General features: G+C 62.0%; 22 protein-coding genes and 1 tRNA gene. 10 read left to right on the top strand and 13 right to left on the bottom strand.

The window, feature by feature from the left end; all coding sequences use genetic code 11:
• Window positions 1-107 precede the first annotated feature (107 nt).
• The 3 genes from obgE to rplU all read right to left on the bottom strand — a co-directional run bounded on the left by obgE (window position 108) and on the right by rplU (window position 1,997).
• Window positions 108-1,247, bottom strand: coding sequence for a GTPase ObgE (gene obgE / locus PAN31117_RS05835; protein ID WP_150737372.1), 1,140 nt, complete (start codon window positions 1,245-1,247; stop codon window positions 108-110).
• 149 nt (window positions 1,248-1,396) lie between these two features.
• Window positions 1,397-1,657 carry a 50S ribosomal protein L27 gene (gene rpmA / locus PAN31117_RS05830; protein WP_039393311.1) on the bottom strand — a complete coding sequence of 87 codons (261 nt, stop codon included), beginning with the start codon at window positions 1,655-1,657 and terminating at the stop codon, window positions 1,397-1,399.
• 28 nt (window positions 1,658-1,685) lie between these two features.
• The gene (gene rplU / locus PAN31117_RS05825; RefSeq protein WP_039393314.1) at window positions 1,686-1,997 is read right to left on the bottom strand and encodes a 50S ribosomal protein L21; all 312 of its coding nucleotides are present in this window, start codon (window positions 1,995-1,997) and stop codon (window positions 1,686-1,688) included.
• A 327-nt stretch (window positions 1,998-2,324) separates the two neighbouring features.
• On the opposite strand from rplU, the gene PAN31117_RS05820 reads away from it, so the two are divergent.
• Together PAN31117_RS05820 and PAN31117_RS05815 are read left to right on the top strand one after the other, a co-directional pair.
• A complete protein-coding gene (locus tag PAN31117_RS05820) occupies window positions 2,325-3,254 on the top strand; it encodes a polyprenyl synthetase family protein (protein WP_246188958.1) in 930 nt (309 codons plus the stop codon).
• A 19-nt stretch (window positions 3,255-3,273) separates the two neighbouring features.
• Window positions 3,274-3,350, top strand: a tRNA-Pro gene (locus tag PAN31117_RS05815).
• A gap of 190 nt (window positions 3,351-3,540) precedes the next feature.
• On the opposite strand, the gene PAN31117_RS27690 is transcribed toward PAN31117_RS05815, so the two are convergent.
• Window positions 3,541-3,666: a hypothetical protein gene (locus PAN31117_RS27690; RefSeq protein WP_263596972.1), complete on the bottom strand. Its 126-nt coding sequence runs from the start codon at window positions 3,664-3,666 to the stop codon at window positions 3,541-3,543.
• On the opposite strand from PAN31117_RS27690, the gene PAN31117_RS05810 reads away from it, so the two are divergent.
• The 7 genes from PAN31117_RS05810 to yacG all read left to right on the top strand — a co-directional run bounded on the left by PAN31117_RS05810 (window position 3,665) and on the right by yacG (window position 10,198).
• On the top strand, window positions 3,665-4,870 hold the full coding sequence (locus tag PAN31117_RS05810; protein ID WP_246188935.1) for an HlyC/CorC family transporter: 1,206 nt from the start codon (window positions 3,665-3,667) through the stop codon (window positions 4,868-4,870). The two genes, PAN31117_RS27690 and PAN31117_RS05810, sit on opposite strands and share 2 nt — an antisense overlap.
• 141 nt (window positions 4,871-5,011) lie before the next feature.
• On the top strand, window positions 5,012-6,223 hold the full coding sequence (locus PAN31117_RS05805) for a GspE/PulE family protein (protein ID WP_150737369.1): 1,212 nt from the start codon (window positions 5,012-5,014) through the stop codon (window positions 6,221-6,223).
• 156 nt (window positions 6,224-6,379) lie between these two features.
• Window positions 6,380-7,600, top strand: a complete 1,221-nt coding sequence (locus PAN31117_RS05800; protein WP_174990847.1) for a type II secretion system F family protein — start codon at window positions 6,380-6,382, stop codon at window positions 7,598-7,600.
• The gene (locus PAN31117_RS05795; RefSeq protein WP_150737367.1) at window positions 7,597-8,457 is read left to right on the top strand and encodes a prepilin peptidase; all 861 of its coding nucleotides are present in this window, start codon (window positions 7,597-7,599) and stop codon (window positions 8,455-8,457) included. Before PAN31117_RS05800 ends, PAN31117_RS05795 begins: the two co-directional genes overlap by 4 nt.
• Window positions 8,454-9,068: a dephospho-CoA kinase gene (gene coaE / locus PAN31117_RS05790; RefSeq protein ID WP_150737366.1), complete on the top strand. Its 615-nt coding sequence runs from the start codon at window positions 8,454-8,456 to the stop codon at window positions 9,066-9,068. The genes PAN31117_RS05795 and coaE overlap by 4 nt, the downstream gene beginning before the upstream one ends.
• Window positions 9,069-9,243: 175 nt before the next feature.
• Window positions 9,244-9,999 (top strand): cell division protein ZapD, encoded by a 756-nt coding sequence (zapD, locus tag PAN31117_RS05785; RefSeq protein ID WP_039393327.1) that lies wholly within the window; start codon window positions 9,244-9,246, stop codon window positions 9,997-9,999.
• 4 nt (window positions 10,000-10,003) lie between these two features.
• The gene (yacG, locus tag PAN31117_RS05780; protein ID WP_150737365.1) at window positions 10,004-10,198 is read left to right on the top strand and encodes a DNA gyrase inhibitor YacG; all 195 of its coding nucleotides are present in this window, start codon (window positions 10,004-10,006) and stop codon (window positions 10,196-10,198) included.
• Between the two features lie 152 nt (window positions 10,199-10,350).
• Here yacG and PAN31117_RS05775 read toward each other — a convergent pair whose 3' ends face one another.
• The 4 genes from PAN31117_RS05775 to secA form a co-directional block, all read right to left on the bottom strand.
• Window positions 10,351-10,785 carry an NUDIX domain-containing protein gene (locus PAN31117_RS05775; protein ID WP_150737364.1) on the bottom strand — a complete coding sequence of 145 codons (435 nt, stop codon included), beginning with the start codon at window positions 10,783-10,785 and terminating at the stop codon, window positions 10,351-10,353.
• A gap of 79 nt (window positions 10,786-10,864) precedes the next feature.
• Window positions 10,865-11,746, bottom strand: a complete 882-nt coding sequence (locus PAN31117_RS05770) for an ATP-binding protein (RefSeq protein WP_150737363.1) — start codon at window positions 11,744-11,746, stop codon at window positions 10,865-10,867.
• Window positions 11,747-11,997: 251 nt separating this feature from the next.
• On the bottom strand, window positions 11,998-13,227 hold the full coding sequence (gene argJ, locus PAN31117_RS05765) for a bifunctional glutamate N-acetyltransferase/amino-acid acetyltransferase ArgJ (RefSeq protein WP_150737362.1): 1,230 nt from the start codon (window positions 13,225-13,227) through the stop codon (window positions 11,998-12,000).
• A gap of 181 nt (window positions 13,228-13,408) precedes the next feature.
• Window positions 13,409-16,219 (bottom strand): preprotein translocase subunit SecA, encoded by a 2,811-nt coding sequence (gene secA, locus PAN31117_RS05760; protein ID WP_150737361.1) that lies wholly within the window; start codon window positions 16,217-16,219, stop codon window positions 13,409-13,411.
• A 305-nt stretch (window positions 16,220-16,524) separates the two neighbouring features.
• On the opposite strand from secA, the gene PAN31117_RS05755 reads away from it, so the two are divergent.
• The gene (locus PAN31117_RS05755; RefSeq protein ID WP_046289867.1) at window positions 16,525-16,992 is read left to right on the top strand and encodes a DciA family protein; all 468 of its coding nucleotides are present in this window, start codon (window positions 16,525-16,527) and stop codon (window positions 16,990-16,992) included.
• A gap of 116 nt (window positions 16,993-17,108) precedes the next feature.
• Here the strand turns inward: PAN31117_RS05755 and lpxC are convergent, their stop codons facing one another.
• The 5 genes from lpxC to PAN31117_RS05735 all read right to left on the bottom strand — a co-directional run bounded on the left by lpxC (window position 17,109) and on the right by PAN31117_RS05735 (window position 21,980).
• On the bottom strand, window positions 17,109-18,023 hold the full coding sequence (gene lpxC, locus PAN31117_RS05750; RefSeq protein ID WP_150737360.1) for a UDP-3-O-acyl-N-acetylglucosamine deacetylase: 915 nt from the start codon (window positions 18,021-18,023) through the stop codon (window positions 17,109-17,111).
• 43 nt (window positions 18,024-18,066) lie between these two features.
• Window positions 18,067-18,240 carry a hypothetical protein gene (locus PAN31117_RS27040; protein WP_174990846.1) on the bottom strand — a complete coding sequence of 58 codons (174 nt, stop codon included), beginning with the start codon at window positions 18,238-18,240 and terminating at the stop codon, window positions 18,067-18,069.
• Window positions 18,241-18,583: 343 nt separating this feature from the next.
• Complete coding sequence (gene ftsZ, locus PAN31117_RS05745) at window positions 18,584-19,774, bottom strand: cell division protein FtsZ (RefSeq protein WP_150737359.1); 1,191 nt, start codon at window positions 19,772-19,774, stop codon at window positions 18,584-18,586.
• Between the two features lie 117 nt (window positions 19,775-19,891).
• The gene (gene ftsA, locus PAN31117_RS05740) at window positions 19,892-21,124 is read right to left on the bottom strand and encodes a cell division protein FtsA (RefSeq protein ID WP_010806905.1); all 1,233 of its coding nucleotides are present in this window, start codon (window positions 21,122-21,124) and stop codon (window positions 19,892-19,894) included.
• Between the two features lie 22 nt (window positions 21,125-21,146).
• Entirely contained in the window at window positions 21,147-21,980 is an 834-nt protein-coding gene (locus PAN31117_RS05735; protein ID WP_150737358.1) for a cell division protein FtsQ/DivIB, read from the bottom strand.
• Window positions 21,981-22,005: the final 25 nt, after the last annotated feature.

Raw genomic sequence — 22,005 nt, 5'->3', positions numbered from 1 at the left:
TCTCATTGGGCCACAGCAGCCGAATCGCTGGCGTTGGCGCAAGGTCCGGGACCTGATGACGTTCGAGACCTTACGACGTCAGCGCCAGCGTTTGAGTGATGTGGAGTTTACGCCTTTGGCGTGTCGTCCGTTGGGATTTGTGGTGCAGCGTCGGCGGCCGATGCGGCGCCAGCGGTACTACTTGCACGGAAGCGCGGATCGGCGGCAGCGTCTTCGATCGCTTCTTCGACTGCGCCACGTTGCTGGTACAGGTATTCCTGCACCTCCAGACACAACTTCTCGCAGCCTTCACCCGTCAGCGCGGAGATCTCGAAGGTCGGGCCGTCCCAGCCGTAGCGCGCCTTGAAGTCGGCGACGCGCGCTTCACGCTCTGCCTCGGGGACCATGTCGACCTTGTTGAGCACCAGCCAACGCGGCTTCTGGAACAGCTCTTCGTCGTACTTCTGCAATTCGAGGACGATGGCCTTCGCATCCGCCACCGGATCGACGCCTTCGTCGAACGGTGCGATGTCCACGATGTGCAGCAACAGACCGGTGCGCTGCAAGTGACGCAGGAACTGGTGGCCGAGGCCCGCCCCCTCGGCGGCGCCTTCGATCAGCCCCGGAATATCGGCGATCACGAAGCTTCGGCCCGGTGCCGTACGCACGACACCCAGATTGGGGTGCAACGTCGTGAACGGATAGTCTGCGACCTTCGGACGCGCGTTCGACACCGACGAGATAAACGTCGACTTGCCCGCATTGGGCATGCCGAGCAAACCGACGTCCGCGAGCACTTTCAGCTCAAGCTGGAGCATGCGGCGCTCACCGGGCTTGCCGGGCGTCGTCTGGCGCGGTGCTCGGTTCGTACTCGATTTGAAATGGATGTTACCCAGACCGCCCGCACCGCCCTGCGCGAGGACCACTTCCTGACCGTGTTCGGTCAGATCGGCGATGGTCTCGCCCGTGTCCATGTCAGTGATGATGGTGCCCACCGGCATACGCAGCGTGATATCGTCGCCGCCCTTGCCGTAGCAGTCCGATCCGCGACCGCGCTCACCGTCCTTCGCCAGATGCTTCTTCGAATAACGGTAGTCGATCAGGGTGTTGATGTTGCGATCCGCCACGGCGAGCACGCTGCCGCCACGACCGCCGTCGCCGCCGTCAGGTCCGCCGAACGGCACGAATTTCTCACGGCGCATCGATGCCGAGCCGTTGCCGCCGTCTCCGGCGATCACCTCGATTCGCGCTGCGTCAATGAATTTCATGTGGGTCCGTCCCGCTTAACGACCGTCCGCAGACGATCCTGATACTGTTCAATGATCCACACCGCACGCGGCATTACGCTGCGCACTGGCGGGAGAAACAAAAAAGGCTCCGCATGAAAGCGGAGCCTTTTGGTGGCAAAAGGCTTAGCTTACGCTGCCGCTACCACGCTAACCACTTGCTTCTTCGCTGCGCCCTTGACGGCGAATTGCACGTGACCGTCGGCCAGTGCAAACAGCGTGTGGTCCTTACCGATACCAACGTTTTCGCCGGCATGCATACGCGTACCGCGTTGGCGAACGATAATGCCGCCAGCCAGGATTGCCTGACCGCCGTACACCTTCACGCCGAGGCGCTTCGACTCGGAATCGCGGCCGTTACGGGACGATCCGCCTGCTTTTTTGTGTGCCATGACTTAACTCCTTACCTAGCTCGATCGATTAGCCGTTGATGCTGTCGATGCGCAGCTCGGTGTAGTTTTGGCGATGGCCTTGACGCTTTTGGTAGTGCTTGCGACGGCGCATCTTGAAAATCTTCACCTTGGGGTGACGACCCTGGGCGACAACGGTAGCCTTGACGGAAGCCCCAGTGACCAACGGCGCACCGAACTTAATCGATTCGCCCTCGCCAACGGCGAGAACCTGGTCAATGGTGATTTCAGCGCCAATGTCAGCCGGTATCTGTTCTACTTTGAGCTTTTCGCCAGCAGCAACCTTATATTGCTTACCGCCGGTTTTTATGACCGCGTACATTGTTGAACCTCACTCATAAACAAGAGAATTTCCGCGCAGACCGAGGGTCCCAAAAGGACTCCACTTACCGGTCGAACGCCCCCGCCGCAGCCCGCTTTCCGAAGTATTTTCGGACGCGGCGCAACGAATGCGCGCACGAAAACCGGGAATTATACAGACTTTCCCCTTTTGCGTCAAAGACTTCCGTAACTCCAGTCATTCCGCGGCCCTGGTGCCCGAAAGTTGCCGCGCCCACTATATAATTTGGGGCGAATTTTTCCTCACCCGAGCCTTGTCTTGACTGCTTCGACTTCTGCCCAGAACGTACTGGCCGCCATCACCGACGACATGAAAGCCGTCGATACGCTTATCCGCCATCGGCTGGCCTCCGAGGTGGTCCTGATCAATCAGATCTCGGAATACATCATCAATTCGGGCGGCAAGCGGCTACGCCCGGCATTGCTGCTGCTGGTCTCCGGCGCACTGGGCGTGACATCGCCCGCCCGCTACGAGCTGGCTGCCGTCATCGAATTCATCCACACCTCGACGCTGCTGCACGACGATGTCGTCGACGAATCCGACCTGCGCCGCGGCAAGCAGACAGCCAATGCGCTGTTCGGCAATGCGGCGTCGGTGCTGGTCGGCGACTTCCTGTATTCGCGTTCGTTCGAGATGATGGTGAGCGTGGACAACATGCGCGTGATGCAGATCCTTGCGCGCGCGACCAACGTCATCGCCGAAGGGGAAGTGCTTCAGTTGCTGAACATGCACGACCCCGATGTGGACGAGGCGCGCTACCTTCAGGTCATCAAGTACAAGACAGCCACGCTGTTCGAAGCAGCGACGCAACTGGCGGCCGTACTCGCCAACGCCGATGCGCAGACCGAAGCCGCAGTCTGCGAATACGGCGGCCGTCTGGGCACCGCCTTCCAATTGATGGACGACTGGCTCGATTACGCCGGCGACACCGATGCGATGGGCAAGAATGCCGGCGACGACCTGCGCGAAGGCAAACCGACGCTTCCGCTAATTCACGTTCTGCAACATGGCACGGAAGAAGAGCGCGCGCTCGTACGCGAAGCCATCGAGAATGGCGGCACCGACAAGTTCGAACCGATCCTCGCCGCGATCAAGCGCACGGGTGCGCTCGACTACACGCTCGCACGCGCTCAGGAAGAGGCAGATGCTGCTGCACGAATTATTTCTGCACTCCCCTCTTCCCATTATAAAAATAGCCTGCTAGAATTATGTTCTTACTCGATAGCGCGACGCACTTAGCGAAGTAGCAGTATCGAAGCGGGGTGTAGCTTAGCCTGGTAGAGCGCTACGTTCGGGACGTAGAGGCCGGAGGTTCGAATCCTCTCACCCCGACCAGGATTTACTTTGCTCTCAAGCAAAGCAAAAAAACCGACGGACTTGTCCGTCGGTTTTTTTATTTCTACTGTCGGATACATTCACGACGCCCGCCACATCGAAAAGTCGGCAGTCCTTCGCATCCGTCCGATGAGCTGCCCCCGTTTGGGTACGCAGCAAACGTTCCAATCCCCTCTGATATAGTGGCGACTCATTGCCACCGCCCGCGCTTAGCCGCCCCCAAACGCTTGGACGCCTTGCCCTTATGGGCGCAGATCTGCGCCGTCGCCTTCCTGATCATCTGCTCGGGATTCTTTTCCATTTCCGAGACGAGCATGATGGCGCTCAACCGCCATCGACTGAAGCACCTGGTACGCATGAACGTGCACGGCGCGCGCGCGACACAGGGATTGCTCTCTCGCACGGAAGATCTGCTCTCGACCATTCTCGTCGGCAATAACGTCATCAACACGGTCGTACCAGTGCTCACCACGTCCATCGCGGTGCGCTACTTCGGCAATGACGCCATCACGCTGTCGATCGCGACGGCGATGATCGCACTGCTCATCATCATCTTCGCCGAGATCGGGCCGAAGATCGTCGGCGCGACGTACCCCGACCGCATCGCCCTTTCCGTCAGCACGCCGCTCAAACCGATCGTGGCCGTGGCAACGCCACTGGTGTGGGTGCTCAACACGTTCGTGCGCGGCATGCTGCGCGTGCTGCGCATCGATACGCGCACTGCGGCGAGCGAGACACGTCTGACCACCGAAGAACTGCGCACCATCGTGCTCGAAGCCGGCAACTACATGCCGACCAAGCCACGTAGCGTGCTGCTCAATCTGCTCGATCTCGAGAACATCGCCGTCGACGATGTGATGGTGCCGCGCGCGCGCATTGAAGCGCTCGATATCTCAGCGCCGCTCGACACGATCCTCTCGCAACTCGAAACCTGTTATCACAACAAGTTGCCCGTCTATGACGGCGACATCGATCGCATCGTCGGCATTCTGCCGGTGCGTCGTACGCTCTCCGCGTTGCGTCACCCGGACGACCTCACAGTCGATACGTTGCGCGCGTTGCTCGTCGAACCGTACTTCATTCCGAGCGATACCCCCGCGCTGCGACAGTTGCAGTACTTCCAGGAGAACCATCGACGCGTGGGACTCGTGGTCAACGAGTACGGCGAAGTCGAAGGGCTGGTGACGACCGAGGACATCATCGAGGAACTCATCGGCGAGTTCACGACGAGCGTACCGGGCACCGGCGGCAGCCGTTCGGGCTGGACGACGGATGACGATTGCCTGGTCGGCGGCGGCGTGGGCCTTCGCGATCTGAATCGACGGCTGGGACTGCATCTGCCGACCGACGGCCCGAAGACACTCAACGGCCTGATCCTTGAAGTGTTGCGAGAGATCCCCGAAGCTTCGGTTAGTCTCGAGATCGACGGTGTGCGTATGGAAATCGTGCAGATCGATAACCAGGCGATCAAAACGGTACGCCTGTTCAAACCGACGGCGCGGGCCGCGCATCACGACTGAAACTACGTTATCGGCGGGAGACGCTCACATCATATTCGTTCACTGCCCGTCACCTAACGCTATTTTTCAGGTTATTCCGATTGAGGCACCGCAGGGATTTGACGAGACTGAAGCTTCACCCACCTCTCGCCGAACCCTGTCATGCCGCGTCAAACCATCGCCTCCGACGACGCCCTGCCGTCCACTGGAAGTCCGGCGTCTTTATCTCGCTCCGGAGTACCGCAAACGCCTTCAGCGGCTACCACACCGCTGCAACGCCTTGAGCGAATACTGAGCGAAGCGATTCGTGCAGGCGCTTCCGATATCCATTTCGAACCGATGGCGCAGCGCTTTCGGGTCCGCCTGCGTATTGACGGGGGCTTGCAGGACCATGGTGACGTTCCGCTGACAGCGCGCGACATGTTGGTCTCCCGCCTAAAGGTGCTCGCCAATCTCGACATCGCACAAAAGCGCTTGCCTCAAGACGGACGCATGGTGTGGCGCGAAGCTGGCGAACCGGTCGAGTGTCGCGTGAGTGCGCTCCCCACCCTGCACGGCGAGAAACTCGTGGTGCGCCTGCTCGATGGCGCGAAAGTCCCCCTCTCGCTTGAAGGTCTCGGCTATTCGCCGATGCAATACCTCGCACTCACGCAAGCGATTGCCCGGCCGCACGGCCTGATCTTGCTGACGGGCCCGACGGGCAGCGGCAAGACCGTCTCGCTCTATAGTTGCCTGCGACGTCTGAACGATGTATCGCGCAACATCGTCACCATCGAAGATCCGGTTGAAATTCGCTTGGCCGGTATCACGCAAGTCAATCTCAACGAACGCGCTGGCCTCGACTTTGCAACGGCCTTACGTGCGTTTCTGCGCCAGGATCCAGATGTCCTCGTCGTGGGCGAAATCCGCGATGCGCAGACCGCTGAAATCGCCATACAGGCGGCGCAGACCGGTCACCTTGTGTTTGCCACCGTGCACGCCAACGACGCACCAAGCACGCTCGCGCGGCTCTTCGATCTCGGCGTCGCCCCGTTCAATCTGTCGTCGACGTTATTGCTTGTCAGCGCACAGCGCCTGCTCAGGCGGCGATGCCCGGCCGGGTGCGAGCCGTCCGGCGCAACGACGAATGCAGCGGATCGCGAGCACACCTGCATGCGCTGTCACGGCACCGGTTTTGCGGGACGCATCGGCGCGTTTCAGGTGATGCCGATCAGCCCCACGCAGGCCATCAACATTGCGCAGGCCCGCAGTCCGCACGAGCTGGCGGCGCAGGCGCGCAGCGAAGGCGTCATGACGCTGCGAGAGGCCGGGCTCTGGCATGTCGATGCAGGCGCTGTCGATCAGGAGGATGTCGATGCGACGCTGCCCGCTTGATATCACTGAGATGCAAACACACGACACAGCGGACACACCGTCGATGAATCGAGCAGAGGGTGTTCAACACGACGGTGCGGACAACGACGCAAGACACGCGCCACCGGCCCGCCAATGGCAACCGCCGATCACGTCGGGCGCAGGTGCCGCATGACGATGTCGACACATCTACAGCGATGGCGCTGGCACGGACGGGACGCCGACGGACAACGTCTTCACGGAGACGTGATCGCTCACGGCGAGGCGGCCGCCCGAGTGGCATTGAGGCATCGGCATCCGCAATTGACCGTCACGCAAATACGTCCGCAGCGCCGCCATTCGCCGGCAGCACGCACGCGTCCGACAGACGCCACCGACCTCGTGCGACGTCTTGCGACGTTGCTCGGCGCAGGCGTGCCTCTGAGCGCCGCCCTTGATGTGCTTGCCAGAGGCGCGCACACACGGGGCCTCAAGCGGCTGGCCGCCACCGTCGCCGAGAATATCGCCCTGGGGCACCCGCTCGCGCAAGCGATGGCGCATGCCAGCCGTCGCTTCAGCAGCGTCGATTGTCAGTTGATCGCGGCGGGAGAAATGAGCGGCCAACTCGGCCCGACGCTGGCACGGCTGAGCGCACAGTACGATCACGTGCAAAGCGTTCGCGACAAACTGCAACGCGCACTTGCCTATCCGCTGACCGTATTGGCGGTGGCCATCGCCGTCGTCATCGCGCTCCTGCAATGGGTGATCCCGGAGTTCGAGCGGCTATTCGCGAGCGCTGCCGGCGGTGGCGTGCCGTTGCCGCCGCTGACTCGCTGGCTCATCGACATCTCGCGTGCGTCGCTCGACAACGGCCACTGGGTGCTGACGAGCACAGGTGCCGCCGGGCTGGTCGTCGCTGTCGGTTTGCGGCGAAGTCGACAGTTGCGACGTCATCGCGACCGGCTATTGCTGCGCCTGCCCGGCGCAGGCAAGATTCTTCGGATGATGAGCGCCGCGCGATGGGCCAGAACCCTCGGCACACTCCTCGACGCCGGGGTCGCACTGCCCGACGCCATGGACGCGGCCGCGAGCGCTTGCGGCAATCTCGTGATGCAGCGATCGGCGCACGACGTACATCGCAAAGTGGCCCGAGGCGAGCGTCTGGCGACGGCGTTGGAAGGCGATGAACACTGGCCACTGGCCGTGGCGCAACTGGTCGTCATCGGAGAGGAATCGGGTACACTCGGGCGCATGCTCAATCAGGCCGCCGGCCTGCTCGACGAGGAAGCGTCGCATGCGCTGGTCAGTACCTGCGCAACGCTCGAACCCATGATGATTACGTTGCTCGGCCTGCTGATCGGCGGCATGGTCCTCGCCATGTACCTGCCGATGTTCCAACTCGGATACGGTGTCGCATGAACGCCATGAATGGCTATGGCGAGCTGCTTCTCGTCGACTGGCTCGCGCAACTCTCTCCTCACTGGCGTCTTGCCTTGTTTGCCGTTTCCGGCATGATTGCCGGACTGCTCCTCGATGTCGTCGTGCGACGGGTGCCTGCCGCCATCGAGCGCGCGTGGCTCGAAGAATTGCAGGCCACCGAAAGCTCGGGCACCCACGCCCTGCCTGCCGCATCACCTCAGGTCTCCCCCCTTGCGCTCGCCTCGACCAGCGAGATGTCGGGCGTCGGCGCGGTCAACCTGCCCGTCGCACTCTCCGACCCCGCACCGTCGCGCCGATGGCAACTCGCGCTGCTCAGCGGCGTGCTGAGTGTCGCCATCTCCTGGCGTTTTGGCCCGACGTGGCAGAGCGTCGGCGCGCTCGGACTCGTCTGGACGCTGATCGCCCTCGCCTACATCGATCACGACACGCAATTGCTGCCCGACATCCTCACGCTCCCGCTGCTTTGGGCCGGGCTGCTCTGTAACCTCGGTCACTGGTTTGCCAGCCTGCCGTCGGCCGTCATCGGCGCGGCGGCGGGATACATGAGTCTCTGGGCGATGTATTGGGTGTACTGGTGGATCCGGCGTCGCGAAGGCATGGGCTTCGGTGACTTCAAACTTTTTGCGGCGCTCGGCGCGTGGTTCGGCTGGACGGCGTTACCGCAAATTCTGCTTGTCGCCTGCGTGCTCGCCATTGTCATTGCGGGCAGCGCATGGCTGATAGGACGCTTGCGCGGCGATCAGATGTTTCCTTTCGGCGCGTTTCTTGCCGCCGCAGGCATTGTCACGCTCTTCGGTGGCGACAGCCTCATGCTCTGGATCGGAGGAAATCCATGACTTACGCCATCGGCCTGACCGGCGGCATCGGCAGCGGCAAGACGACCGTCGCCAATCTGTTTGCCACGCATGGCATCACCATCATCGATACCGACGCCATCGCGCACAGCATCACCGCTCCGGGGGGCGCGGCGATGCCCGCGATCCGCCGGGACTTCGGCGATGCCTTCGTCGCACCGGACGGCTCACTCGATCGTGCGCGCATGCGCGAAGCGGTGTTCTCGGACAACGCCGCAAAAGCGCGTTTGGAGGCAATCACCCATCCGCTCATACGTACGGAGTGCGAGCGTGCAGCGGCCGAAGCCGAAGGGCCCTATCTGATTTTCGTCGTGCCGCTGTTAGTGGAGTCCGGCACATGGCGTGAGCGGGTGCAGCGCATTCTCGTTGTCGATTGCACCGAGGAGACGCAGATTGCTCGCGTCATGTCGCGCAATCGGTTCACACGCGAGCAGGTGCAGGCCATCATGGCACGTCAGGCGTCACGGGCGCAGCGACTCGCCGTGGCGGATGACATCATCGACAACGACGCGCAGGAGGCACCGCTCGCGCCCCAAGTCGACCGTCTGCACGCGGCCTATCTTCAGTTCGCCAGGCAGACCGGCGGCGAGTGATTTCCGGTCACGGCACATCGGAATACCGATGTCTGGAGGTATGTCGGGAGGCATTTCGTGCAGGCGTCTTGCGTTCGGTGGCCAATTGAGCGCCCACTCGCGTTGCAACCCGACAGATTCCCGCATTAGAATGTCGCCATTACGCTGAAAAGCGCCAACTTTTGGGCCAACGCGCTTGATCCTGTACGAATATCCGCTCAACGAACGCATTCGCACGCTGCTTCGGCTAGAAGAGCTGTTCGGGCGCTTTGCCTTTTTCGTCGGACAGGATCAGCCGCTCGATCATCACGCGGCCCTGATCACGATGTTTGAGATTGCCGACATCGCCGGTCGCACCGATCTGAAAAACGAGTTGGTCAAGGAGCTCGACCGGCAACGTCAGACGCTGCAGACCTATCGCGGCAATCCCGATATCGCTTCCGACGCGCTCGAACAATTCATTGGCGAAGTCGAGCTGGCCATCGCGAACCTCAACCAGATTCCCGGCAAACCCGGTCAGCATCTGAACGACAACGAGTGGCTTGCCAGCATTCGGAGCCGTTCGGTCATTCCGGGCGGCACCTGCCGATTCGATCTGCCGTCGTATTACGCCTGGCGTCACAACGATGCCGAGCAGCGCCGTCACGACATCGATAAATGGATCGGCCCGCTGTTCCCAATTCGCGACGCCATCAGCATCGTGCTGGGGCTGGCGCGCGAGTCCGGCCATGCCAGCAAGGCGATGGCGCAGCAGGGCAGCTATCAGCAAATGCTCACCGGCCGTGTCTATCAGCTGATGCAGGTGCGTGTCGCCGCCGACCTTCGCGTCATTCCGGAAGCCAGCGCCAACAAGTACATGCTGTGGGTGCGCTTCACGACGCAGGACGGCGATCTGAAGCCGCGTCCGGTCGACAGCGACGTGCCGTTCCTGCTCACCCTCTGCAATTTGTAAGCCGATGACGAGCGTCGTGAACTGCCCGACCTGCGGCAAGAAAGTCATCTGGGGTCCGCAAGCCAAATTCCGCCCGTTCTGCTCGGAACGCTGCAAGCAGATCGATATGGGCGCGTGGGCCGCGGAGAAGTACACCATCCCGTCAGAATCGCCGGAAGATCCCTCACAGGAATCGCCGCTCGACCCGACACAACGCTAAGTGCTGACGAACTCGCACCGAGCGATATAGAAAAAAGCCGCTTCGACATCTATCGAAGCGGCTTTTTTCCTTTTCAGCAGACCCGACCGGCATTCGCCTCGCCAACGCCCTCGGAGGCGTCATGGGTGCGTCATGGGTGCGTCATGGGTGCGTCATGAACGCTGCGCCAACTCCTCGGCGAGCCACGTCAGCGGCGGCAACGCAGCGGGTAGCAGCGGCTCCACGCTCACCGGCGGATGCTCCCACGCGAGGGCCTGCCCTTCCTTGCCATGCGGCTCGCCCTGCCATGCCGTCACTTTGCAGAAGTGCAAACGCACATACGCATGCGGGTAGTCGTGCTCGAGGACACGCCAGGGCGCGCAACGCTCGACCGTGACGCCCAGTTCCTCGTGCAGCTCGCGCGCCAGCGCCGCCGCAACCGACTCGCCCACTTCGAGTTTGCCGCCCGGGAACTCCCAGTAACCGGCGTACGGCTTGCCCTCAGGACGCTGCCCAAGCAGCACCGCGCCATCCGGGCGCACCATGACGCCAACGGCCACTTCCGTGACCGGACGCCCGTCCGGCGCCGTTTGTTTCGAATCTGTCATATCGCTACGCATTGCTGAATTTCGGGATCGGGCAAACGGCGGGCCGGGTCATCCCCGGACGACGCCATCCGCCCAATCGTTACGATGCCTGTGCCGCGCCTCGCTGCTTGCCCGCCCAATCGCGCGCAAACTGGAATGCCACACGGCCCGAGCGCGAACCGCGCTCCAATGCCCAGATCAGCGCTTCCTGACGCGCGCTTTCCGTCTGATCCGCCGACACGCCGAAGTGTTGCAGCCAGTGGCCAACGATCGTCAGGTAGTCGTCCTGCTTGAACGGGTAGAAACTCACCCACAGGCCGAAACGTTCGGACAGCGAGATCTTCTCTTCGATCACTTCGCCCGGATGAATCTCGCCGTCGTCGGTGTGACGATAGCTCTCGTTGTCCTTCATGTACTCGGGCAACAGGTGACGACGGTTGGACGTCGCGTAAATCAGCACGTTGTCCGACTGCGCGGCCACGGAACCGTCGAGCGCCACCTTGAGCGCCTTGTAACCCGATTCACCATCTTCGAACGACAGGTCGTCGCAGAACACGACAAAGCGTTCCGGACGCTGCGAGATCAGGTCGACGATGTCGCCCAGATCGGTCAGGTCGTCCTTGTCGACTTCGATCAGACGCAGCCCTTCCGACGCGTACTGATTCAGACAAGCCTTGATCAGCGACGACTTGCCCGTGCCGCGTGCACCGGTCAGCAGCACGTTGTTGGCCGGCTCACCACGCACAAACTGACGCGTGTTCTGCTCGATCAGCGCCTTCTGGCGTTCGATGTTCTGCAGGTCGCTTAGCGTAATGGAGGAGACGTGCGCGACGGGCTGCAGAAACCCACGGCCCTGCTTCTTGCGCCAGCGAAACGCCGTGGCGACGCTCCAGTCGATCTCAGGGGTCGCCGGGGGCAGCATTGCCTCCAGCCGGGCCAGCACGCCTTCCGCGCGCGTCAGGAACTGTTCCAGTTTGTCCATGCTTCGATATCCCCGCGCCGCTCATGGGCGCTCATGTCGATGCTTCGAGGTGTTGTCGTTTCCCTTCGCTGTGCGCCGCGGTGCTTTTGCCACCCGTCCGGCAGTCCAAACGTTGATTCCGATGGACTTGCGCGTTTCGCTCATTCACTTCCACCGGCACATGGCCGACGCCGGTCAGACATCGGTGCCATGCGCCGACGGCCCTCGCCTCCTGTGGGAAGCCTAGACCTTCAGGGCCGTCGCGTCGGGTCTCAGGAGCGGTAATCCGCGTTTATGCTCACGTATTCGTGCGAGAGATCGCACGTCCACAGCGTAGCGGCCGCGTCGCCGCGACCCAGCACTACGCGTACCGTAATTTCGCTTTGCTTCATCACGCGCTGACCGTCTTCTTCGCGATAGTCGGCGTTGCGGCCACCTGCGCGCGCCACCAGCACATCGTCGAGATACAAGTCGATCTTGCTGACGTCGAGGTCGTTCACGCCCGCATAGCCAATGGCGGCCAGAATGCGACCCAGATTCGGATCGGACGCAAAGAAAGCCGTCTTCACCAGCGGCGAATGGCCGATGGCATAAGCGATCTGACGGCACTCGGCCACGTCACGGCCACCTTCGACCGTCACGGTGATGAACTTGGTCGCGCCTTCGCCGTCGCGCACGATCAGTTGCGCCAGCTCTTGGGAGATCGACAGCAGCGCGTCGCGAAAGGCAGCAAACGCCGGGGTGTCCGTGCTGGCGATTTCCGGCAACTCGGTCTGGCCCGTGGCGGCCACGATGAACGAATCGTTGGTGGACGTATCGCCGTCGATGGTGATGGCGTTGAACGAGCGGTCGGCCACGTATTTCACCAGCGCGTCGAGCACCGGTTGTGCCACGCGGGCGTTCGTGCCCACAAAGCCCAGCATGGTCGCCATGTTCGGCTTGATCATGCCCGCGCCCTTGCTCACGCCCGTCATCACGATCGTCTGGCCGTCGATCACGATCTGACGCGAGGCAGCCTTCGGCAGCGTGTCGGTCGTCATGATCGATTGTGCAGCTTCGAACCAGTGCGCCGGTGCCAGATTGGCGATGGCCTGCGGCAGACCGGCGACCAGACGGTCGACCGGCAGCGGCTCGAGAATCACCCCCGTCGAAAACGGCAGGATCTGGTTGCTCGAGACCGACAGCAGCTTGGCCAGCGCGTCGCAGGTGGCGCGCGTGGCCAGCATGCCCGGCTCGCCGGTGCCCGCATTGGCGTTACCCGTGTTGACGACGAGCGCGCGGATGCCCGCATGGGCGGCCAGATGTTCCTTGCACACCGTCACCGGGGCTGCGCAAAAGCGGTTGGTCGTGAAAACGCCCGATACCGTGCTGCCGGCAGCCAGTCGCATGACCAGCACGTCCTTGCGGTTCGGTTTGCGGATATTGGCTTCGGCCCAGCCCAGTTCGACGCCCGGAACGGCGTGCAGTTGGGAGGCTTCGATCGAGGGGAAATTGACGGCCATGGGGGTTCGCCCGCGAGAGGTAAGAGTTCAAGCACCCGCCCTGGCGATGTCGGCACGACAGCCCGCCCGGGCGGCGGTTGATCGGTGCGGCCGGTTTCGAAGCTTTGCAAATCCTCACAAACCGGCGCTACAAACGACGCGGCGCCGATAAAGTGTCGGCGCCGCGTCGATCGTTCACATCTTAAGACAGTTTGCCGTGGCAGTGCTTGAATTTCTTGCCACTGCCGCACGGGCACGGGTCGTTGCGTCCGACCTTCGGCAGCATGTCGCCGCCAGCGGCCGCACCGGCCACACCCACAGCACCGGCTGCCTGGGCGAGCGCCGCGACCACCGGACGACCGGCGTCTTCGTCCACTTCGCCGTCGCCGCCCACGGTTTCGAGTTCGTCATGCTTGAACTCGATGTTCACCAGACCGCCTGCGTTGTCGTCGAGCGACTCCGTGGCTTGCTCAAGCTCTTCCTGTGACTGAATGCGCACGTTCATGATGACGCGCGTGACTTCCAGCTTGATGGTCTCGAGCAACTGCGCGAACAATTCGAACGCTTCGCGCTTGTATTCCTGCTTCGGATTCTTCTGAGCGTAACCGCGCAGATGGATACCCTGACGCAGGTGATCCAGCGCGGCCAGATGCTCACGCCAGTTCGAATCCACGCTTTGCAGCATGACCGAACGCTCGAAGCCCGAGAACGACTCACGGCCCACCAGATCGACCTTCGCGGCATACGACGCTTCGGCCGCCTCCATGACTTCCTTGAGGATGTCTTCGTCGTCGATCTCTTCCGCGCCTTCGATACGCGATTGCAGCGGCAGATCGAGCTGCCACTCTTCGCGCAGCGTCGTCTCCAGACCCTTCAGGTCCCACTGCTCTTCCACGGTCCCGACCGGCACGTAGTTGCGCACCAGATCCTCGAACACGCTTTGACGCATGCCCGCAATCGTTTCCGACACATCCTGCGCTTCAAGCAGTTCGTTGCGCTGCTGATAGATCACCTTACGCTGATCGTTCGCAACGTCGTCATACTCCAGCAACTGCTTACGCACGTCGAAGTTACGTGCTTCGACCTTGCGCTGTGCCGACTCGATCGAACGCGTGACGATGCCCGCTTCGATGGCCTCGCCTTCCGGCATCTTCAGACGATCCATGATCGCGCGCACGCGGTCGCCCGCGAAAATGCGCAGCAGCGGATCTTCCAGCGACAGATAGAAGCGCGACGAACCCGGATCGCCCTGACGGCCCGAACGGCCGCGCAGCTGGTTGTCGATACGGCGCGATTCGTGACGCTCGGTGCCGATGATGTGCAGACCGCCAGCGGTCTTCACCTGCTCGTGCAACCCTTGCCACTCGTCCTGCAACTGCTGGATGCGGGCCGCCTTGTCGGCGTCCGACAGGCTTTCGTCCGCTTCGATGAAACCGGATTGCTTCTCGACGTTACCGCCCAGCACGATGTCGGTACCGCGCCCGGCCATGTTCGTCGCGATGGTGATCACGCCCGGACGGCCCGCCTGCGCCACGATCTCGGCTTCACGCTGGTGCTGCTTGGCGTTGAGCACCTGGTGCGGCAGCTTTTCGCGCGTGAGCAGTTGGGAGAGGTATTCGGACGTTTCGATCGACGTCGTGCCCACCAGCACAGGCTGGCCGCGCTCGACGCAGTCGCGAATGTCCTTGATGACGGCGTCGTACTTTTCCTTGGCCGTCTTGTAGATCTGATCCTGACGGTCGATCCGCTTCGGCTGACGGTTCGTCGGGATCACCACCGTCTCAAGCCGGTAGATCTCGTTGAATTCGAACGCTTCGGTATCCGCAGTACCCGTCATGCCCGAGAGCTTGGCGTACATGCGGAAGTAGTTCTGGAACGTGATAGAGGCGAGCGTCTGGTTCTCGTGCTGGATCTTGACGCGCTCCTTCGCTTCCACGGCCTGATGCAGACCTTCGGACCAGCGACGGCCTGCCATCAGACGGCCCGTGAACTCGTCGACGATCACGATCTCGTTGTCTTGCACCACGTAGTGCTGATCCTTGTGGAACAGCGTGTGCGCGCGCAGTGCGGCGTACACGTGGTGCATGAGCGTGATGTTCTGCGGCGCGTACAGGCTATCGCCCTCGGCGATCATGCCCCACTCGGCGAGCAGTTGCTCCGCCTTCTCGTGGCCGCGCTCGGTCAGGAACACCTGACGCCCCTTCTCGTCGAGCGTGTAGTCGCCCGGCACTTCGACGCCCGTACCGTCGGACTTCTCTTCGCCGATCTGACGTTCGAGCATCGCCGGCAGGCGATCCATCTTTACGTACAGTTCGGTGTGATCTTCAGCCTGACCGGAGATGATCAGCGGCGTACGGGCTTCGTCGATCAGGATCGAGTCCACTTCGTCGACGATCGCGTAGTTGAGCGTACGCTGCACCCGCTGCTCGGTCTCGTAGACCATGTTGTCGCGCAGGTAGTCGAAACCGAACTCGTTGTTCGTGCCGTACGTGATGTCGGCCGCGTAAGCGCCTTGCTTCTGGTCGTGCGGCATCTGCGACAGGTTGATACCCACCGACAGACCCAGGAAGTTGTACAGACGCGCCATCCACTCGGCGTCGCGCTGTGCCAGGTAGTCGTTGACGGTCACGACGTGCACGCCCTTGCCCGAGAGCGCATTCAGGTAAGCGGGCAGCGTGGCAACGAGCGTCTTGCCCTCGCCCGTGCGCATTTCGGCGATCTTGCCGTAGTGCAGCACCATGCCGCCGATCAGCTGAACGTCGAAGTGACGCATCTTGAGGACGCGCTTGCCCGCCTCACGGCACACGGCAAAGGCTTCGACGAGCAACGAATCCACGCTCGCCCCCTGGGCGATACGTTGCTTGAATTCCTCAGTCTTGCCGCGCAGTTGCTCATCGCTCAGTTGGGCGATCTGCGGCTCGAGGGCGTTAATCGCCGTGACGGTTTTCTGGTACTGCTTGATGAGCCGCTGGTTGCGGCTGCCAAATACTTTTTTAAGAAGACCGGGAATCATCGGATCACTGGTTAGGGCGGCAAATGTCGTTCGCAATCACGCAGTCTGTCGTCTGACGGAAAACCTCACCCCGGAGTTGTGCCCCATGAGTAACGATCCGCCCGAACGTCTGCGCGCTGCGGGTCACCGGTATTTGGCACGTTGGCCGCACGCCGGTTCGATACCTGTACTGAAAAATGGATTCTAGCATGCTGACGTGGCACCTCCCGACGGCACCCAACGTCAACAAACCGGGGCTTTCAGGGGACGAGACGAGGCGACGCCCGATGGCGGGGTAAAATATGCGGCGACTTCTGTCTCATCATATGAAACGACCCAAAGCGCCTCGCGTTGCCCGACCTCTGACCGACCTGTTATCCGCATCCGACGGTGCCGGATCGCTGCTGGTCGCCGCCGAACAACTCGGCCGTCTGGAGCGTGACGTTCACGCGCTGTTGCCCGCCGCACTCAGCGGCAGCGTGAGGCTCGCGCCGCCGCGTGAAGGGGCGCTCGTCTTCCTGGTGAGCAATAACGCGCTGGCGGCGCGTCTGCGTCAACAAACGCCGTCGCTGATCGACGGACTGGCGACGCGCGGATGGCTCATCCGTTCGATCAAGATCCGTGTGAGCATCGCCACGCCGGAGCCGCAGAAGCCCCCTAAAGAGGCCCGGCTGTCGCGTCAGGGGCTCGTGAGCCTGCGCGATCTGCGTGACGCTCTGGAGCCGTCTCCGCTGCGCGATGCGCTCGCGCGACTCGTTGCTCGTCACTCTTATGGCGGGACGCGCAAACCCTGAACGTCGCACGCAATTGCAGCCCCCGATTTTGCTCGCGCGTCAAATAAAAAAGCGCCGGATCACCGGCGCTTTCTTTTTGTTACATCCCCGTCATACAGGATGACGGTTTGCGTCACTTACGCGAACTGTGTCTGCGGTTCGAACTGGAAGCCGCGCGGGGCGTCTTCTGCGCGCTCGAACGTGACGATTTCGTAGGCCTCCTGTGCGAGAAGCTCGCGCAGCAGTTGGTTGTTCAGACCGTGACCCGACTTGTACGCCGTGTACGACGCCAGCAGCGGGTGGCCGATCACGTACAGGTCGCCAATCGCGTCGAGCATCTTGTGCTTCACGAACTCGTCGTCGTAGCGCAGACCGTCATTGTTCAGAATGCGGTACTCGTCGAGCACAATCGCGTTGTCCATACTACCGCCGCGCGCAAGCCCCAGCTCACGCAGCATTTCGACTTCATGCGCGAAACCGAACGTGCGCGCGCGCGCGATTTCCTTCGCGTAGGACGTATCGGCGAAATCGACCTCAAGCGCCTGGCCCGTGCGATCCACGGCCGGGTGACGGAAGTCGATGGTGAACTTGAGCTTGAAGCCGTCGTACGGATCGAGACGGGCAAGCTTGTCGCCTTCGCGAATCTCAACCGGCTTCGTCACACGGATGAATTTCTTGGCAGCGGGCTGCTCTTCGATGCCGGCCGACTGGATCAGGAAGACGAACGTCGCAGCGCTGCCGTCCATGATCGGAATTTCTTCGGCGGTGACGTCGACATACAGATTGTCGATGCCCAGCCCCGCGCATGCCGACATCAGGTGTTCCACGGTGGACACCCGCGCACCATCCTTTTGCAACACCGACGCAAGACGCGTGTCGCCAATCGCCATCGCCGACGCCGGAATCTCTACAGGCGGATTCAGATCGGTACGGCAGAAGACAATGCCCGTATCGGGCGGCGCCGGACGCAGCGACAACTCGACCTTGCGACCGGAGTGCAAGCCGATGCCGACTGTCTTGGCGATGGATTTGAGAGTGCGCTGCTTAAGCATGCTATTTATTAAAACTATTAGGCGCTAAGTATCATAGATCGAATTATATCAGATCGGCGCCTTCATCGCTGTGCCACAAACACAACGCTTCGTTACCAAACATTCCGGATGTTGCCTCATCGGATTGTCCCTTACCTATAGCGCGATACGAAATGACGTATTTGCGAAAATCGGCTTTTTCCATCTTAGACGTCAGGCCATAGACCTGCGCGTCCATTAATTTTCGGGGCACCCCGGCCACTGCGACGGAGGCAAGCCGCAGCGGTCGGGGGGACAGATCCGCGAGACCGGGTCAGGGATCACGAACGCTTACCCGTAACGTCCGTCATCTGTGACGCGTCGATACCTTTTGCGACTCTGGTCGTCGCAACCACAAGGCATCTCGGCGCATCACAACCTTGCCGTATCGTCCTTCGGACCCGTACCCAGGCGCGCCTCCCCCACGCCACAGGGCATGGTAGTTGGAGCGACGGCGAATCCTCACGACGACCTGCGTAGGTCTCGCGATTCCCAAGGTGCGGCGGCGCCAGGCACTGGCACCCAGCCCGCGCGCAACCTTGTCAGTCGGCTTGCTTGCGCAGGAAGGCCGGGATGTCGTACGTGTCGACACCCTTTTCCTGCAACGCAGCGACGTGCGAAGCTGCGGTCTCCCGCGTGCTGCGCCACACGGCCGGCGTATCCAGCGCGCCGTAGTCCGTACCGGCAGCCTGACCGACGTTCGGCACGTGGCCGGTCGCGATCGGCATGTTGTCGGTACCGGTCTTGAGCAGCGTCATCGGTGCAGCGGCCTTCTTCGCAATAGCACGGCCCAGGCCGGTTGCCACGACGGTCACGCGCAGTGCATCGCCCATCTTGTCGTCGTAGACGGTACCGAAAATCACGGTCGCGTCTTCAGCGGCGTAGCTCTTGATGGTGTTCATCACTTCACGCGTTTCCGACAGACGCAGCGAACGCGATGCCGTGATGTTCACCAGCACGCCACGCGCACCCGACAGATCCACGCCTTCGAGCAGCGGGCTTGCCACGGCTTGCTCGGCAGCCAGACGCGCACGATCGACACCGGCAACCGTCGCCGTACCCATCATCGCCTTGCCTTGCTCGCCCATCACCGTCTTCACGTCTTCAAAGTCGACGTTCACCAGACCGTCAACATTGATGATTTCGGCGATGCCGGCCACCGCGTTGTGCAGCACGTCGTCGGCGCACTGGAAGCACTTGTCCATCTCGGCATCATCGCCCATGACTTCGAACAGCTTGTCATTGAGCACGACGATCAGCGAGTCGACGTTGTCTTCCAGTTCCTGCGCGCCCGTCTCGGCCACACGCATACGCTTGCCGCCTTCGAACTCGAACGGCTTGGACACCACGCCGACGGTCAGAATGCCCATTTCCTTGGCGATCTGCGCCACCACCGGTGCTGCGCCCGTGCCCGTACCGCCGCCCATACCGGCGGTGATGAACACCATGTGCGCGCCACGCAAGGCGTCGGCCACGCGCTCGCGCGCTTCTTCAGCGGCGGAGCGGCCCATTTCCGGCTTCGCGCCAGCACCCAGACCGGTCTTGCCGAGCTGAATGTTCACGCTGGCCTGCGAGCGGCCCAGTGCCTGAGCGTCGGTGTTCATGGCGATGAATTCCACGCCTTGCACACCACGGTTGATCATGTGCTGGACGGCATTGCCGCCAGCTCCACCAACACCCACCACCTTGATGATGGTGCCGTTGGTTTCCGTTTCCAACATTTCGAAGTTCATAGCGCCTCCAGTGAATTAAAAGCAGATCCGGTACTACGGGTCACGTGCCGCTCGGGTAAGCCGCGCGTGTTTTCAACACCGAATCCACACCCCTCAAAAACTCTTTAAAAAGACAACTTAAAAATTGCTGAAGAACCAGTCGCGCATCCGCGTCCAGACCTGGTTCGCCTGCCCCGACTGCACCGCAACCTTGCGGCCGCGCATGCGCTGGGAACGCCCTTCGAGCAGCAGGCCCATCGCCGTGGCGTAGCGCGGGCTGCGCACCACGTCGGCCAGACCGCCTGCGTATTCCGGCACGCCAATGCGCACGGGCTTGAGGAAGATGTCCTCGCCCAGCTCGACCATGCCCGGCATCATTGCCGCGCCGCCGGTGAGCACGATGCCCGAGGAAAGCAGTTCTTCGTAACCCGACTCGCGCACCACCTGCTGCACCAGCGAGAACAGCTCTTCGACACGCGGCTCGATCACCGCGGCCAGCGCCTGACGCGAGAGCGTACGCGGACCGCGCTCGCCCAGCCCCGGCACTTCGATCATTTCGTCCGGATCGGCCAGCGACTGCTTGGCGATGCCGTGCTGAATCTTGATGTCTTCCGCATCCGGCGTCGGCGTGCGAACGGCCATCGCGATATCGCTCGTGATCTGGTCGCCAGCAATCGGAATCACAGCCGTGTGACGAATCGCCCCTTCGCTGAAGATTGCGATGTCGGTCGTGCCGCCGCCGATGTCGATCAGCACCACACCGAGTTCCTTCTCGTCTTCCGTGAGCACCGAGATGCTCGACGCCAGCGGTTGCAGAATCAGATCGTTCACTTCGAGGCCGCAACGTCGCACGCACTTCACGATGTTTTGTGCGGCCGACACCGCGCCGGTCACGATATGCACCTTCACTTCGAGACGGATGCCGCTCATGCCGATCGGCTCGCGCACATCTTCCTGACCGTCGATGATGAATTCCTGCGTGAGGATATGCAGCACCTGCTGATCGGTCGGGATATTGATCGCCTTGGCCGTTTCGATGACGCGCGCCACGTCGGCCTGCGTCACTTCCTTGTCCTTGATCGCCACCATGCCGCTCGAATTGAAGCTGCGGATGTGACTGCCGGCGATACCGGTGAACACGTTGGTGATCTTGCAGTCGGCCATCAGCTCCGCTTCTTCGAGCGCACGCTGAATGGACTGCACTGTGGCCTCGATGTTCACCACCACGCCCTTTTTGAGGCCGCGCGATTCACTCTGGCCGAGGCCGATGACTTCATAGCGGCCTTCAGGGCGCAGTTCGGCCACCACCGCCACGACTTTCGACGTGCCGATATCGAGGGCGACCAACAGATCCTTGTAATCTTTGCTCATAGCGTGTGTAAGTCCTGAAGTCTCACTGGCTTCGCTTTACCGGCGCGGCAGGTTTCGCTGCCGGCTTCTGCGAATCCCGCTTTTGCACGGGTGTCGCGGCAAGCTTCTTGGCCTGTTCTTCGCTCAAGAAACGCATGCCCGCGGCACGCACTGCAAAACCGTTCGGGTACCGCAGATCGGCATACTCGATCTGATTTCCCCAGCGTGCCGCTACCTGCGGATACGCCTGTACGAAACGTCGGCTGCGCGTGGCGAGGGTCTCGGGGGTTCGCTCCCGTCCCAGCGCCAGTTGCACGCCCCCTGCGAGCCGTACGCCCCAGGCGTAGCGATTCGACAGCGTGACGGCTTCGGGTTTCATATTCAGCGGCGCAAACCACTTCACGAAGTCGTAGTACCGCGCCGTCACATCCTTCTCGCTGCCCGGCGGCCCCGCGAACTCCGGCAATTTGCCGTCGTCCTCCGCTTCCGCCAGGTTGGCTGCGAACAACTCGCCGTCCACACTCACCAGACGGCCGTCGTTCCACGTTGCCAGCGGTTTGTACTCCTCGATCGACACCGCGAGCTGATTCGGCCAGACACGCCGCACGCTCGCATGACGCACCCAGGGCACCGCTTCGAACGCCGCTCGTGTGGCGTCCAGATCGATCGTGAAGAAGTTGCCCTTCAGCCTCGAGACCGCATTCGCCCGCAAGGTCGGTCCGTTGATGTGGGACACATCCCCATCGATCTGAATCGCCTTGAGCGTGAAAACCGGCCGCTGAATCAGCCAATGACCGCCCGCCGCGAGCGCCGCCAGCACGACGAGCGCGACGAGCACACTCGCAATGGCGTTGAGCAGGCGTACGTTGTGCCACATGGCGATTTGCTTTCCGTATCAGGGC

Origin of the sequence: Pandoraea anapnoica (genome assembly GCF_902459765.1) — a bacterium.
Classification (GTDB): Bacteria; Pseudomonadota; Gammaproteobacteria; order Burkholderiales; family Burkholderiaceae; genus Pandoraea; species Pandoraea anapnoica.
The sequence above is the reverse complement of the archived record's forward strand: the minus strand, read 5'-3'. Positions and strand labels throughout refer to the sequence as shown.